At 69.8% G+C, this 14,872-nt stretch carries 13 protein-coding genes; 5 read left to right on the top strand and 8 right to left on the bottom strand.

All coding sequences use genetic code 11. The annotated features are described in order from the left end of the window. Positions 1-78 precede the first annotated feature (78 nt). From ACIBEI_RS37330 to ACIBEI_RS37315, 4 genes are all read left to right on the top strand, one after another. A complete protein-coding gene (locus tag ACIBEI_RS37330) occupies positions 79-1,338 on the top strand; it encodes a citrate synthase (protein WP_398894952.1) in 1,260 nt (419 codons plus the stop codon). Between the two features lie 52 nt (positions 1,339-1,390). Next, the gene (locus ACIBEI_RS37325) at positions 1,391-2,341 is read left to right on the top strand and encodes a sucrase ferredoxin (protein ID WP_398894950.1); all 951 of its coding nucleotides are present in this window, start codon (positions 1,391-1,393) and stop codon (positions 2,339-2,341) included. Positions 2,342-2,413: 72 nt separating this feature from the next. Beyond that, entirely contained in the window at positions 2,414-4,096 is a 1,683-nt protein-coding gene (locus ACIBEI_RS37320; protein ID WP_398894949.1) for an ATP-binding protein, read from the top strand. Beyond that, the gene (locus ACIBEI_RS37315; RefSeq protein WP_398894948.1) at positions 4,093-4,773 is read left to right on the top strand and encodes a response regulator; all 681 of its coding nucleotides are present in this window, start codon (positions 4,093-4,095) and stop codon (positions 4,771-4,773) included. Before ACIBEI_RS37320 ends, ACIBEI_RS37315 begins: the two co-directional genes overlap by 4 nt. Before the next feature lie 115 nt (positions 4,774-4,888). Here the strand turns inward: ACIBEI_RS37315 and ACIBEI_RS37310 are convergent, their stop codons facing one another. Beyond that, on the bottom strand, positions 4,889-5,941 hold the full coding sequence (locus tag ACIBEI_RS37310) for an ABC transporter substrate-binding protein (RefSeq protein WP_398894947.1): 1,053 nt from the start codon (positions 5,939-5,941) through the stop codon (positions 4,889-4,891). Positions 5,942-6,169: 228 nt separating this feature from the next. Further along, on the bottom strand, positions 6,170-6,712 hold the full coding sequence (locus ACIBEI_RS37305) for a hypothetical protein (protein WP_398894946.1): 543 nt from the start codon (positions 6,710-6,712) through the stop codon (positions 6,170-6,172). A gap of 160 nt (positions 6,713-6,872) precedes the next feature. On the opposite strand from ACIBEI_RS37305, the gene ACIBEI_RS37300 reads away from it, so the two are divergent. Next, positions 6,873-7,565, top strand: a complete 693-nt coding sequence (locus ACIBEI_RS37300) for a response regulator (RefSeq protein WP_398894945.1) — start codon at positions 6,873-6,875, stop codon at positions 7,563-7,565. Positions 7,566-7,669: 104 nt separating this feature from the next. Here the strand turns inward: ACIBEI_RS37300 and ACIBEI_RS37295 are convergent, their stop codons facing one another. From ACIBEI_RS37295 to ACIBEI_RS37270, 6 genes are all read right to left on the bottom strand, one after another. Continuing rightward, positions 7,670-9,262 (bottom strand): cation acetate symporter, encoded by a 1,593-nt coding sequence (locus ACIBEI_RS37295; RefSeq protein WP_307520947.1) that lies wholly within the window; start codon positions 9,260-9,262, stop codon positions 7,670-7,672. Further along, positions 9,259-9,747 (bottom strand): DUF485 domain-containing protein, encoded by a 489-nt coding sequence (locus tag ACIBEI_RS37290; protein WP_398894944.1) that lies wholly within the window; start codon positions 9,745-9,747, stop codon positions 9,259-9,261. The genes ACIBEI_RS37295 and ACIBEI_RS37290 overlap by 4 nt, the downstream gene beginning before the upstream one ends. Positions 9,748-9,851: 104 nt before the next feature. Beyond that, positions 9,852-10,538, bottom strand: a complete 687-nt coding sequence (locus tag ACIBEI_RS37285; protein ID WP_398894943.1) for a response regulator — start codon at positions 10,536-10,538, stop codon at positions 9,852-9,854. Then, positions 10,535-11,686 (bottom strand): sensor histidine kinase, encoded by a 1,152-nt coding sequence (locus tag ACIBEI_RS37280; protein WP_398894941.1) that lies wholly within the window; start codon positions 11,684-11,686, stop codon positions 10,535-10,537. Before ACIBEI_RS37280 ends, ACIBEI_RS37285 begins: the two co-directional genes overlap by 4 nt. Beyond that, complete coding sequence (locus ACIBEI_RS37275; RefSeq protein ID WP_398894940.1) at positions 11,683-12,207, bottom strand: DUF1453 domain-containing protein; 525 nt, start codon at positions 12,205-12,207, stop codon at positions 11,683-11,685. The genes ACIBEI_RS37280 and ACIBEI_RS37275 overlap by 4 nt, the downstream gene beginning before the upstream one ends. A gap of 234 nt (positions 12,208-12,441) precedes the next feature. Next, a complete protein-coding gene (locus ACIBEI_RS37270; RefSeq protein ID WP_398894939.1) occupies positions 12,442-14,565 on the bottom strand; it encodes a type IIA DNA topoisomerase subunit B in 2,124 nt (707 codons plus the stop codon). Positions 14,566-14,872: the final 307 nt, after the last annotated feature.

Genomic DNA, 14,872 nt, shown 5'->3' with positions numbered 1-14,872 from the left:
TTCGACTGTCCATGATTGACTCAATTCCTGTCAATATTGATTGAATCAATATTCAACTGCACAGATACGGTGATGCTCATGACGGATCAAGAACAGGCCCTCGCACACGAAGCGCGGCGGATCAGCACCAAGGAAGCCGCCGAACTGCTCGGTGTGAAGCCCGAGACGGTGTACGCGTATGTGAGCCGCGGCCAGCTCAGCAGCCGACGCAGCACGGGTGGCCGGGGCAGCACCTTCGACGCCAAGGAGGTAGAGGCGCTCGCGCGTCGCAACAGGCGTGAACCGGCCGGGAGTTCACCGGCTGCCGGCACGCTCTCCGTACACACCCGGATCACCTTGATCGACAAGGACCGGTACTACTTCCGAGGGGTCGACGCGACCGAACTGGCCACGCGCCACTCCTACGAAGAGGTCGCCGAGTGGCTGTGGACCGGCGTCCTGCGCCCAGGTGCCACATTCACAGCACCGGAGGCGTCCGTCGCCGTCGCCCGCCGTGCCGTCGACGCGCTCCCCGAGCACACGGGCCCGACCGACCGGCTCCGCGTCGCGGCCATCGCCGCGGCGACCGCCGACCCGCTGCGCTTCGACCTCTCCGAACAGGCCGTGCTGGGCACTGCCCGCACGCTGATCCCCACGCTCGTCGACGCCCTGCCCCCCAAGAGTCACGGCCCTCGGGACGGCAGCTCGCTCGCGCACCGCCTGTGGGCCAGGCTCAGCGGCCGCGAAGCCGATGAGGCGTCCCTGCGCGCCCTGGACACCGCGCTCGCGCTGCTCGTCGACCACGACCTGGCCGCCTCGACGCTGGCCGTCCGGGTCGCCGCCTCGGCCCGCGCCCACGCGTACGCCGCCGTCTCGGCGGGCCTCGGCGTCCTCGAAGGCCCGTTGCACGGAGCGGCCAGCGGCCTGGCGCACCGGATGCTGCTCGACGTGCTGGACCGGGGCACGGCGGCACCGGTGGTCTCGGACGAACTGCGCGCCGGGCGCCGCGTCCCGGGGCTGGGTCACCGCGTCTACCCCGGCGAGGACCCACGCGCGCGCGTGCTGTTCGGCCTCCTGGAGGAAGTTCCCCGCGCCGCCCCCGCCCTGGCCGCGGCCCGCGACATCGTGGACACCACGGCCCGCCACGTGCCCCTGCACGCCAACGTCGACCTGGCCCTCGCCGTCCTCACGGCCACGTCCGGCATGCACGCCTCGGCGGGCGAGACGATCTTCGCCGTGGCCCGTACGGCCGGCTGGATCGCCCATGTTCTGGAGGAGTACGACGAGGCCCCGCTGCGCATGCGCCCGAGCGGACACTACGTAGGCCCACGGCCCCCTCAGCCACTTCCGGAGCAGTGACACCACCCGCCCCGGAAGTCACTCCCGGTCAAGTCAGGTTAGGCTCACCTCTGTGAGTACGTGCGCGAAGGTCTCACGGGACCTGGAGGAGCCCCTCGCGGGGACCGCCGCCACCGCGAGGACGTGGCTGCTGGTCGAACAGCCCGGCCCCTGGGGCGCCAAAGCGCTGACATCGAGCCACCTGGACCCGGCACTCGGCCGAGCGCTGGAGCAGGCCACGGAGGGCACCGGCGTACGCGTCGCGCTGATCCGTCGCCCGGGCCGCCACGCCGACTGCCACACGGTCGCCGAGCGGCAGGTGTACGTAGCCCACACCACCCCGGGAAACGTATGGCTGCACAAAGCCACCACGTCTGCCCCGGAGCGACTACTCGAACTTGACTTCACCGCGCTGGGCGAGGGCCTGCCCGGGACCTTCGACACGACTCTCGACGGCGCCCCGCACACCGGCGACCCGCTCGCGCTCGTGTGCACGAACGGCAAGCGCGACCGCTGCTGCGCCCTTCTGGGCCGCCCCCTCGCCGCCGAACTCGCCGCCTCGGGAGTGGACGGCATATGGGAGGTCACACACCTGGGGGGCCACCGTTTCTCCCCCACCCTCCTCGTACTGCCGTTCGGATACGCGTACGGGCGAGCCGAGGCCCATGCCGTCAAGGAGATCCTCCAGGGCGTACGGGAGGGCCGTGTCGTCACCGAAGGGTGCCGCGGGAGCTCTGCCTGGGAGCGTCCCGGCCAGGCCGCGGAACTGGCCGTACGCACGGCGGCCCACGAGGACGCCGCGGGCGCGCTGAGCGTCGTCCGTACGGAGGGTTCGGCACCGCGCTGGGAGGTGACGGTCGCCCACACCGACGGACGCCACTGGCTGGTCACGGTCGCCCAGGGCGCGGCCCTGCCGCCACGCCCCGAGAGCTGCGGCTCGGCTCTCGGCTCTCCGGCCCGCATGGACGTGATGGCGGTGCGTGAGCTGTCCCCTACGGCTGTCGCGCACCCCGCGGCCCACTGACCGCCCGCTCCCGAACGAGATCCACACCACACCCCTACGGCACCGCGCGCCCCTCCCCGTACCGTCGTAGGCATGAGCCCCACTCCCCCTCGACGACTCCGCCTGGGCATGCCGAAGCGGATGTTCTCGCAGGTGCTGCTGATGCAGGTGGCGATCGCCGCCGGAGTCGCCGTCCTCGCGACCGGGCTGTTCCTCGCTCCGCTGAGCGAACAGCTGGACGACCAGGCGATGCGCCGCGCTCTCGCGATCGCGCAGACCACGGCGGCGCAGCCGAGCCTCGCCGAGGAGCTGAAGTCCACGCCGGCCTCGGCCGACGGGCCCGTGCAGGCCGAGGCGGAGCGGATCCGCAAGGCCAGCGGTGCCGAGTACGTCGTCGTGATGAACGTCGACGGCACCCGCTGGTCGCACACGAACCCCGCCGAGATCGGCGGGCACGTCTCGACCGATCCCAGGTCCGCCCTGTCCGGCCGGGAGGTCATGGAGATCGACAGCGGCACCCTGGGCCGCTCGGCGCGCGGCAAGGTGCCGTTGCGCGACACCGACGGCCGCATCGTCGGCGCGGTCTCGGTCGGCATCGAGTACGACAGCGTGCGCGCCCGCCTCATCCACGCGATCCCCGGGCTCTTCGCGTACGCCGGAGGAGCCCTGGCCGTCGGCGCGCTGGCCGCCTATCTGATCTCACGGCGGGTGCAACGACAGACCCGTGACCTGGCCTTCTCGGACATCGCCGGACTCCTGGCGGAGCGCGAGGCGATGCTGCACGGCATCAGGGAGGGCGTCGTCGCGCTGGATCGCGAGGGCAGGATCCGCCTCCTCAACGACGAGGCCCGGCGCCTGCTCGGGCTCGGCGACGAGGCCGTCGGACGACCTCTCGACGCAGCGCTCGGAGAGGGCCGTACGACCGATGTGCTGGCCGGGACCGTCACCGGAACCGATCTGCTCACCGTCCGCGGCCAGCGTGTCCTGGTCGCCAACCGCATGCCCACCGACGACGGCGGTGCCGTGGCCACCCTGCGCGACCGCACCGAACTGGAGCAGCTGGGCCGCGAACTCGACTCCACCCGCGGCCTGATCGACGCCCTGCGCGCCCAGGACCACGAGCACGCCAACCGCATGCACACGCTGCTCGGACTGCTGGAACTGGAGATGTACGACGACGCCGTGGAGTTCGTCGGCGAGGTGGTCGGTGACCACAGGGCGACCGCTGAACAGGTCACGGAGAAGATCCATGATCCGTTGCTCGCCGCCCTCCTGGTGGGCAAGGCCACTGTCGCGGCGGAGCGCGGAGTGGCCCTGTGGATCTCGGACACGACGCTGTTCCCCGACCGGTTGATCGACCCGAGGGGACTGGTCACGATCGTCGGGAACCTCGTCGACAACGCACTCGACGCCGCCGCGGGCACCCTCCACGCGCGCGTGGAGGTCGAATTGCGCGCGGAAGGGCGAACGGCCGTCCTGAGGGTGCGGGACACGGGTCCTGGAATTCCTGCCGAACAGCGGGAGTTGATCTTCACGGACGGGTGGTCCACGAAGAAGCCCCCGGCGCACCGAAAGCGCGGGATCGGCCTCTCCCTGGTGCGCAGGCTCGCCGAGCGGCAAGGTGGCAGCGCCCGGGTCTCGGAGGCGGACGGCGGAGGCGCCGAGTTCACCATCGTGCTGCCGGAGGCACTGGCGGAGCCCGGACTCGCACCTGAGCCTGCGCCCGGCCTCATGCTGGAGAGCGCCGCCACGACCGTCAACGAGGAGTCCCGATGATCGAGGTACTGGTCGTGGACGACGACATCCGGGTCGCCCGGGTCAACGCCGCCTACGTGGAGAAGGTCGCGGGCTTCCATGTCGCGGGCGAGGCGCACTCCGCGGCGGAGGCGCTGCGGCAGCTGGAGGCTCTGCCCCGGCTGGACCTCGTACTTCTCGACCACTATCTGCCGGACGAGACGGGTCTCGCGGTCGTCCAGGAGATGCGCAGACGCGGCCACCAGGCCGACGTGATCATGGTGACCGCGGCCCGTGACGTCTCCACGGTCCAGGCGGCGATGCGACAGGGCGCGCTCCAGTACCTGGTGAAACCGTTCGCCTTCGCCGGACTGCGCGCCAAGCTGGAGGCGTACGCGGACCTGCGCCGCACCCTCGACGGTGGCGGCGAGGCCGAACAGGCCGAGGTCGACCGGATCTTCGGCGCCCTGTCCGCCGGCTCGGAGCCCGGCTTGCCCAAAGGGCACTCCCCCACCACCGCGGAGGCCGTACGCCGGGCTCTGATGACCGCGGAAGGCCCTCTGTCGGCCCAGGAGATCGCCGACCGGACCGGACTGAGCCGCCAGACCGCCCAGCGCTATCTGAAGCTCCTGGAGCGCACGGGACGGGCCACGCTGACCCTGAAATACGGAGACGCGGGCCGCCCGGAGCACCGTTACGTCTGGGCGACCCGCGCCTGAGGACACGGCCGCGGTACGGGGGAAGCGACCGTACCCGCCTGCGTACGGCTGTCAGGGGAGTTCAGCCGTGCACAGGAGTTCGGCCCGCGGTCGGGGAGACCGCGGCGCTGGAGGTTCAGTCCACGACCTTGTCCACGAATTCCGTGGTGTACGTCTTGCTCAGATCCACGTCGGCGTTCTTGATGTCGGGATTGAACGCCTTGAGGACCTTCTCGACGGTCTTGGGACCGTCCTCGGGCATCACACCGTCCTGGGTGAACATCGGCATGGTGCTCTGGATCGCGCTGGCGTAGAGCGTCCCGTTGCCCTTCGAGTAGTCGTCCGGCATCTCGTCGGCGATCTCGCTGGCACTGTGCCCGGCCATCCACTTGAGGGTCTTCACGAAGGCGTTGGCCAGCTTCTGGACCGTCTCCTTGTTGTCGTTCACCCAATCCGTCTGCATGTAGAGGCTGGACGACGGATACGCGCCGCCGAGCGCCTCGTCGGAACCCTCCGGGGTGCGCATGTCGAGGAGCACCTTGCCGCTGTTCTCCGCCAGGATCGTGGCGACGGTCGGATCCGTCGTCATGCCGCCGTCGATGGAACCCTTCTCCAGCGCGGAGATGAAGCTCTCTCCCGCGCCGACCGCGACGGTCTTGAACTCGCTGACGGGCACACCGTTCTTGACGGCGAGATACTTGGTGAGGAAGTCGGTCGAGGAGCCGATGCCGGTGACGCCGAGCCTCTTGCCCTTGAAGTCCTCGGGCGAACTGATCTCGGTCGCCGCCTTGTCGGAGACGACCTGGACCTCACCGGGCGCGTGCGAGAACTGCACCACCGACTGGACTTCCTCGCCCTTGACCTGCAGATCGAGGGTGTGGTCGTAGAAGCCGACGGCCCCTTGTACCTCCCCGGAGACGAGCGCGGTCTCGGCCTCCACACCGGCGTGCTCGCCCAGCAGCTCCACGTCGAGGCCCTCGTCATCGAAGTAGCCGAGCCGCTGGGTGAGCATCGCGGGCAGGTAGATGACCTTGTCCAGGCCGCCCACCATGATCTTGACTTTCTCCCCCTTGCCGCCCGCCTCGTCGGCGGCCGCCGATCCGGCCACGTCATTGGCGCAGGCGGTGAGCGAGGAGAGGACAAGCAGGCCGGCGGCTGCCAGCGACCCATGTCTGAGGGTCTTGGGCATGTTCGTTCACGTCCTTGTGAAGAAGGCGGTGCGGGAAATCAGGTGCCTCGGAGCGTCCGGTGACGGGGAACCGGCCACTCCGCCGAGAGACCGTTGCCGAAGGAAGACCGGTGTCCCGTAGAGGGCTGTCTGCGAAATGCGCCCCCAGGGGAGGCGATCGACAAAGCAGGGTCCTAGGAGGGGCATTTGGGCCTGCGCCTGCCCCGAGAAGGGAGTTCGGCTCTCGGTCTACAACGGCGTCCACGGGGAGGTACGGCGATCGGCGAACGTGGGCAGCCCCTCCTGGAGCCTCACCCGGCGGCCGCCCGCGCCCCGGGACCGCGCGCCGACTGCCAGGGGCAGCAGGCGGGGGACGGCGACAACGGCCCTGCTTCCGCGTGCGGCCCGCGCATAGGAGACCGTACGGGCCGTCTTGGCGCCCTCGGTCTCCCCGGTGGCGGGGCCTGCCGTCAACGCGACGCCTTCGTCCGCGTGGGCGATGGACTCCTTGCGCGCGCGGGCACCGAGGACGACCGAGTCGCGCGTGCCCTCCCACAGTTCGAGCGGTTCGTCCGGCACCACGGGTTCGCACTCCATAAGTTCTTCGAGACCGCTGACGAGGGTCGATGTGGTTGACCCGCCTCGGCCCGTGAGGGCCACGACGGCCGTGAACTCGCAGCGTCCCACGGTCGGACCGACTCCGCCGCCAGCCGTGTGCAGTTCCCCCGGCGGGGTTGTGAAGACCTTGCGCACGCCTCGCGGTGCGATGGCGGGGCCGGTGTCTGCGCTCATGCCCCGCGACCGTAGTGGTGGCCCGCGCCACGGCATCAGTCTTGTGTGCGCAAGGCGTTCTTCTGATTACAGAAGGGTGTTGTGCTCTTTCTGCTCACTCCACAACACTGGAGCCGACAGCACGGGCTCACCGCTCGCCCGGCTCGGGGAGAGAGGCCCGATGATTGACGTCCTGGTCGTGGACGACGACTTCCGTGTCGCCGAAATCAACGCCAAGTTCGTGGGGAAGGTTCCCGGCTTCCGGGTGGCCGCCCGTGCGCACAGCGCCGCCCAGGCCCTGGACGCGGCGGACCGGGAGCCCGTCGACCTGATCCTGCTCGACCACTATCTACCCGACCGAACGGGTCTCGAACTGGTCCAGCAGATGCGGGAACTGGGCATGGGCGCGGATGTCATCATGATCACCGCAGCCGGCGACGTGGAGACCGTGCGGGCCGCGATGCGTCTGGGAGCCCTGCACTACCTGGTCAAGCCGTTCACGTTCGCAGCGCTGCGAACGCGGCTCGAGTCGTACGCCGCGATGCGCCGCACCGTCGACAGGGTCAGCGACCAGGGCATGGCAGGGCAGGAACAGGTCGACCGTATGTTCGGCGCCCTGCGCACGACGCCCGTCCCGTCCGCGCCGGGTCTGCCCACCGGTCACTCGGAGCCGACCACGGATCTGATCTGCACCGTCCTCCACCAGGCCGACCACCCCCTCTCGGCCCACGAGGTCGCCGCCGAAACAGGCCTCAGCCGCTCCACCGCCCAGCGCTACCTCCGCCACCTGGAACAGGCGGGCCGCCTCCGGCTCTCACTCAAGTACGGGGACACGGGGCGCCCGGAACACCGCTATGCATGGGTCGCGCCTTGAGCCGGTGAGCCCTGGGAGCCGGGCCGCCGCCGTGGACCTCGCGGACCTCACGGGCCTCACGGGAGGCTGTCCCGCCGGACCGGACCGCCTCTCCCGCCTGCCGGTCAGACCGCTCCCGCCCCCGTAAGCGCCCGTACCTCGGTTTCGGCGTGCTTGGCCTCGTCCGGCGGCTCCGCCGAGGTGACCGTGCCGAGCCAGCCCGCCAGGAAGCCGAGCGGGATCGACACCAGGCCGGGGTTCTCCAGCGGGAAGTACTGGAGGTCGACTCCCGGGAACAGTGACGCGGGGCTGCCCGTCACCACCGGAGACAGCACGACGAGCACCAGGGCGGGCACCAGACCCCCGTACACGGACCACACCGCGCCGCGCGTCGTGAAGTTCCGCCAGAACAGCGAGTACAGCAGCACCGGCAGGTTCGCCGACGCGGCGACGGCGAAGGCCAGCCCCACCAGGAAGGCCACATTGAGGTCACGCGCGAGCAGGCCCAGCGCGATGGCGACGACACCGATACCGACCGCGGCGGTCCGCGCCACGGCCACCTCGCTGCGCGGCTTCGCCCGCCGCCGTCGCAGCGACGCGTACAGGTCGTGGGCCACGGACGCCGAGGAGGCGAGCGTGATTCCGGCGACCACCGCGAGGATCGTGGCGAAGGCGATCGCGGCGACGATCGCGAACAGAACCGTTCCTCCGGTGGAACCGGCCCCGCCGCCCAGATCGAGCGCCAGCAACGGGACCGCCGTGTTCCCGGCCGCGTTCGACCCGCGTACGGCGTCGGGACCGACGATCGCCGCCGCCCCGAACCCCAGCACGATCGTCATCAGGTAGAACCCGCCGATCAGACCGATCGCCCAGACCACCGATCGCCGCGCGGCACGCGCGGTCGGCACGGTGTAGAAGCGCGACAGGATGTGCGGCAGCCCCGCCGTGCCCAGCACGAGCGCGAGTCCCAGGCTGATGAAGTCCAGGCGCGCGGTCCAGTCCCCGCCGTACCTCAGCCCCGGCGCGAGGAACGACTTCCCGTGCCCACTCCGATCCGCCGCCGTACGCAGCAACTGGTCGAAGTCCCCGTGGAACCGCACCAGGACGAGCACGGTCAGCGCGATCGCCCCGCCCATCAGCAGGACCGCCTTGACGATCTGGATCCACGTGGTGGCCCGCATCCCTCCCATCGACACATAGATGACCATCAGTGCCCCGACGCCGATGACCGTCCAGGCCTGCGCCGCCTCGCTCGTGCCGCCCAGCAGCAGCGCGACCAGGCTGCCCGCGCCCACCATCTGCGCCACCAGGTACAGAACGGACACGGTCACCGAGGAGGTGCCCGCCGCGATCCTCACCGGTCGCTCGCTCATACGGGCCGCGACGACGTCCGCGAGCGTGAACCGCCCGCAGTTGCGCACCAGTTCGGCGACGAGGAACAGCACGACGAGCCAGGCGACGAGAAAGCCGACCGAGTACAGAAGCCCGTCATAGCCGAAGAGCGCGATCAGCCCCGAGATACCGAGGAAGGAGGCGGCGGACATGTAGTCGCCCGCGATGGCAAAACCATTCTCCATGGGCGAGAACAGCCGCCCGCCCGCGTAGAACTCCTCCGCCGAACCATGCCGGTGACGGCTCACCCAGGTCGTGATCCCCAGGGTGACCGCGACGAACACGCTGAACAGCAGCAGCGCCAGCGTCTGATGGTTCCCGGTCACCGGTCACCACCCGCGACGCTTCGCGTCAGCTCCTGTGTGTCCCAGCGCAGATCGAGCGCGGCCCGGTCTCTGCGCAGCCGGGCGTGCCGTGCGTACGCCCAGGTGAACAGGAACGTCGTGAGGAACTGCCCCAGCCCCGCGAGCATCGCCACGTTCACCGCTCCGGCGACGGGCTGCGCCATGAGATCCGGAGCCGTCGTCGCCGTCACCACGTAGCCCACGTACCAGGTGAAGAAGACGGCGACGGCCGGGACCACGAACCTCCGGTACCGGCTGCGCACCTCCTGGAAGGCCGCGCTGCGCTGCACCTCCAGATAGACGTCGGCCGCACGGGCGATCCGGTCCTCCTGCTCCCCGCGCGCGGGAGGCACGGCGGGAGCGGGCGCACCCGTACTGTCCAACTCGCCCCAGCCTGAGGCGAGCGCGTCGTACCAGGGGTCGTCGAACCGGACCTTTCCGGAGTCGGGACCGTCGTGCTTCTCCACCGAACTCTCCTTGTCCGCTGCCCGTTTCGGCCGCGTGCCCAAGGATGGACAGATCGGGAAGATCCCAGACTCTTCTCTCCGCGCTCTTCACCCCATCAGGTGACTCACCCCCCTGGTGGCCGCACAAGTCCCTTCCCGAAGGCGTAACGGACCGCCTGCGCACGGTCCTTGAGCCCCGTCTTGGCGAACAGGTTGTTGATGTGGGTCTTCACGGTGGCCGTCGAGACATGGAGCTTGCGGGCGATCTCCTGGTTGGTCAGACCGTCGGCGATCAGCACGAGCACCTCCGTCTCCCGCGCGGTGAGCCCGTCCGGTGTCTCGGCGCCCTCCGCGGGAACGGCCGACTCCGGCTCGGACAGCCGCTCCAGCAGGCGCCGTTGAATGCTCGGCGAAAGTCCGGCGTCCCCGGACAGCACGCTCCGCACGGCCCGGACGATCTCGTCACCACCCGCGTCCTTGGTGAGATAGCCCCTGGCCCCGGCCCTGAGCGCGGGAAACAGCGAGGCGTCGTCCGCGTACGTGGTGAGCACGACGACCTGCGTCCTGGGGTGTTCGGCCCGGATGCGTCTGGTCGCCTCCACCCCGTCGCAGCGGGGCATGCGCAGGTCCATCAGCACGACGTCCGGGTCGAGCTCGGCCACCAGGCGCACGGCCTCGTGCCCGTCGGCGGCGGCCCCGACGACCTCGATCCCCGACAGCAGCCCGAGCAGCATGACGATGCCCTCGCGCACCACGGTCTGATCGTCCGCCACGACGACACGGGCCGGTGCCATGCCCCCTTCCTCCGTCATACAGGCACCTTCAGCGTCACCATGAATCCCTCCTCGTACGGCCCGGCCTCCAGCGAGCCACCCAGCAGCTCGGCCCGCTCCCGCATTCCGAGCAGACCGTATCCGGCACCCGAGTGCGTGAATTCACCCGGCGGTGCTCCCGAATCCCTTACGTTCAACATCACTTCGCGCTCGCCGTAGTCCAGGCGTATGAGGACCTTGGCGCCTGGCGCGTGCTTCCGGACGTTCGTCAGTGCTTCCTGGGCGACCCTGCGCACCGCCTGCGACGCCTCGGCCGGCAACAGCCGCCGTTCACCCGTGACGGTGACATCGGCGCCGGCGGTGTCGGCGACCAGCTCGCTCAGGAACTCCTCCAGCGGGGACAGCTCTCCGCGCAGGGCGGAGAGTGCCTGCCGGGTCTCGGCGAGGCCTTCGCGGGCCATTCCCCGTGCCGCCACGACCCGATCGAGGATCTGGTCCCGCTCCGCTCCCCTCTCGATCAACAACCGTGCCGCCTCCAGGTGCACGAGTTGCGCCGAGAGGCTGTGCGCCAGCACGTCGTGGATCTCCCGTGCGATCCGGGCCCGCTCCGCGAGCGCCGCCGACTCCGCCTCGGCCGACCGTGCGGCCCGCTCCTGGACGAGAAGCCGCTGGGCGCTGCCCCGGGCCTCCGCGTCCAGCCGCAGCACGTATCCGGCCAGAGCAAGCCCCGCGGTCGTGGCCAGGGTCGTCAGCCAGGCGTCGTTGTTCACTGCCGCGTACGTACCCAGAGCCACGGCGCTCGCGGGCAGTGCCGCGGCGAGTGGCAGTCGTTCCATGGCGCTGACGGCGCAGACGCACCACACGACGAGGGCGGGAACACGCAACCCCGCGCCCTCCGCCACCGTCGCGATGGAGAAGAGCAGCACGAGCAACCCCAAGGAGGGCAGCAGTCGATGCTCGAGCGTGACCCTCCAGAAGCCCCAGACCCCGAGTCCACCGACAAGGACTCCCAGAACAGCCGCTGCGACACCCCAGCCGTGCAGGTCGCTGTCCATGAAGGTCGTCGCCAGGAGGATGCCGACGGCGAAGGTGCGCCCGGCCCCGGCGAGAGCACGCCGCGCCCCGTGCACTCCCATTCGGGAGAGCGCCTCGCGGGAGGGCCAGAGCATCCAGACGTTCTCCGTCATACACGCTCCTTCCGCGAGGGCTGGGGCACGCCGTCACCGTACGCCGCGCTGTGCCCGCTCGCCGGGGGCAGTGTCTGTGCCCGCCGGACCATGATCCCGGAGCGCACCAGCAGCGTCACCGCGAGCGCGAGAAGCAGGGCGGAGCTGTCCTGACGCAGGCCGAGGGCGGCGCCGAGGCCGAACAAGCCCGCCCGCAGGGCTATCCCGATGATCCAGACGAAGCCGCTGGCCTTGCTGCTCCTGCTCCACACCGTGCCGTCCGGTGCTCTCCAGATCCGGGTGGTCCAAGCCCAGCCGGCGCCGGTGGCCAGGCCTATGAGGAGTTCGGCGCCGAGCAGGAGGACCGACAGCGTCCGGTGGTCGGGGTCGAGCAGCCCCGGTTCGCGCAGGGCCAGGAAGACCAGGACCGCGGGCACGACCCACCAGCTCCTGTCCGTCGCTGTCCGACGGGTGCGGAACTGGCGGGCGATCACCAGGACGACAACGGCGAGGATCACCAAGGCATCGACAAGCCCGGACATCGCGGCCTCCGTGTGCGGGGAAGGGCGGGTGCCGGCAGCGGGCGCTGCCGACGCCTTCGACGCTACGGAAACGGGCAGGTCGGCAGATCGGAGCCAGGGTGGATCATGGGTGGACCCTTCAGGCGCCCCGTCTCCACCTGCGGGTGGAGACACCCTCACAGATGTCTCCCGGCGCGCCTCCCGGCCCGAAGCCCGTCGGAACCTCTCGCGGTCCCGACGGACTCACTCGACCGTCTACGCGTCGATGCGCGAGCGGTCCAGCGTCGCCGCGGAGCTGGAGATGAACTCCTTGCGCGGGGCGACGTCGTTGCCCATCAGCAGGTCGAACACCTGCTCAGAGGCCTCCAGGTCGGAGATGTTGATCCTGCGCAGCGTTCGGAAGCGCGGGTCCATGGTCGTCTCGGCCAGCTGGTCGGCGTCCATCTCGCCGAGGCCCTTGTAGCGCTGGATCGAGTCCTTGTACCGCACGTTCTTGCGCTGGAGCTCCAGCACGGTCTCTCGCAGCTCGCGGTCCGAGTACGTGTAGATGTACTTGTCCTGGCCCTTCTTGGGCTGGCTGAGCTCGATGCGGTGCAACGGCGGCACCGCCGCGAAGACCCGACCCGCCTCGACCATCGGCCGCATGTAGCGCTGGAAGAGCGTCAGCAGCAGGATGCGGATGTGTGCGCCGTCGACATCGGCGTCGACGAGGAGAATGATCTTCCCGTAGCGCGCCGCGTCGATGTCGAAGGTCCGGCCCGACCCGGCTCCTATGACCTGGATGATCGCGCCGCACTCGGCGTTCTTCAGCATGTCCGTGACGGACGCCTTCTGGACGTTCAGGATCTTTCCGCGGATCGGCAGCAACGCCTGGAACTCGGAGTTCCGGGCGAGCTTGGCGGTGCCGAGCGCGGAGTCTCCCTCGACGATGAACAGCTCGCTGCGGTCCACGTCGTCGCTGCGGCAGTCGGCGAGCTTGGCCGGCAGCGAGGAGGACTCCAGGGCCGTCTTCCTGCGCTGCGCGTCCTTGTGCTGCCGGGCCGCGATGCGCGTACGGGCGGCGGAGACGGCCTTCTCCATGACGACCCGGGCCTGCGCGGCGGCATCCCGCTTCGTGGAGGTCAGGAAGTCCTTGAGCTCCTTGGAGACCACGTTCGTCACGATCCGGCGAGCCGCCGACGTGCCGAGGACCTCCTTGGTCTGGCCCTCGAACTGCGGTTCCGCGAGGCGGACGGTGACGACGGCCGTGAGGCCTTCCAGGGCGTCGTCCTTGACGATGTCGTCCTCGGCGACGCGCAGCAGCTTCTTGGTGCGCAGCACCTCGTTCATCGTCTTCGCGACGGCCTGCTCGAAGCCCGCGACATGGGTGCCGCCCTTGGGCGTGGCGATGATGTTCACGAACGACTTCAGGGTCGTGTCGTAGCCCGTGCCCCAGCGCATCGCCACGTCGACGCCCAGTTCCCGGGTGACCTCGGTGGGCGTCATCTGCCCGTGGTCGTCCAGGACCGGGACCGTCTCCTTGAAGGTGCCCTGCCCGGAGAATCGGAGGACGTCGCAGACGGGCTTGTCGGTTGCCAGGTACTCGCAGAACTCGCTGATGCCCCCGTCGAAGCGGAAGGACTCCTCACCCTTGCTGCCGCCCTCGCCGAGCCCGAACTCGTCGCGGACGACGATGGTCAGGCCGGGCACCAGGAAAGCGGTCTGCCGGGCGCGCTGGTGCAGGTGCTCCAGGGAGAGCTTCGCGTCCTTGAGGAAGATCTGCCGGTCGGCCCAGTAGCGCACGCGCGTGCCGGTGCGGGTCTTGGGGATCCTCTTGAGCTTGCGCAGCCCGGCCGACGCGTCGAAGGCAGCGTCTGCCCCGTCCCCCTTGAACGCTCCGGGGGTACCGCGGCGGAAGCTCACCTCGTGGGTGTGGCCTCCGCGGTCCACCTGGACGTCCAGGCGGGCCGAGAGCGCGTTCACCACGGAGGCGCCCACGCCGTGCAGGCCGCCGGAGGCCGCGTACGAGCCGCCGCCGAACTTTCCTCCGGCGTGCAGCTTGGTCATCACGACCTCGACGCCGGACATACCGGTCTTGGGCTCGACGTCGACCGGGATGCCCCGGCCGTTGTCGCGCACCTCGACCGAGCCGTCGTCGTGAAGGGTCACGTCGATGTGGTCGCAGTAGCCTCCGAGGGCCTCGTCCACGGAGTTGTCGATGATCTCCCACAGGCAGTGCATCAGACCGCGGCTGTCGGTCGACCCGATGTACATGCCCGGGCGCTTCCGCACGGCCTCGAGTCCCTCGAGGACGAGCAGGTGCCGCGCGGTGTAGTTGGAACCGTCCCGGTCTGCTCCGGTCAGCAGCGCTGTGGACGGCACGGACGTCTCGGCGGTCACGCGGTTCGCTCCTCGCTGAATTTCAGGTGTGGCCCTTTTGGGTAAGGGCCCGGCTTCGGTCGCCGCTCCGAGGGTACCGAGGCCTGGTAGAGCCGTTGTAACGCCACCCTCGTCCGAAACTCAGACTAGACCAGCGTCGCATGCTTGTTCGATCCCTCGTTGGAGTGAAGTACATATCACGTTCCCTTCCAGGCATGAACCATTTAGGCTCCGGGCACGTCCTCAAGAACAACCGGCAAGCCAGCCGGGAGGACTGAACCTGACAGAGCGCGAACCCGTAAGACACGAAGACACGCAATACGGCTCA

It is taken from the genome of Streptomyces sp. NPDC050988, from assembly GCF_044456225.1.
GTDB lineage: Bacteria > Actinomycetota > Actinomycetes > Streptomycetales > Streptomycetaceae > Streptomyces.
The sequence above is the reverse complement of the archived record's forward strand: the minus strand, read 5'-3'. Positions and strand labels throughout refer to the sequence as shown.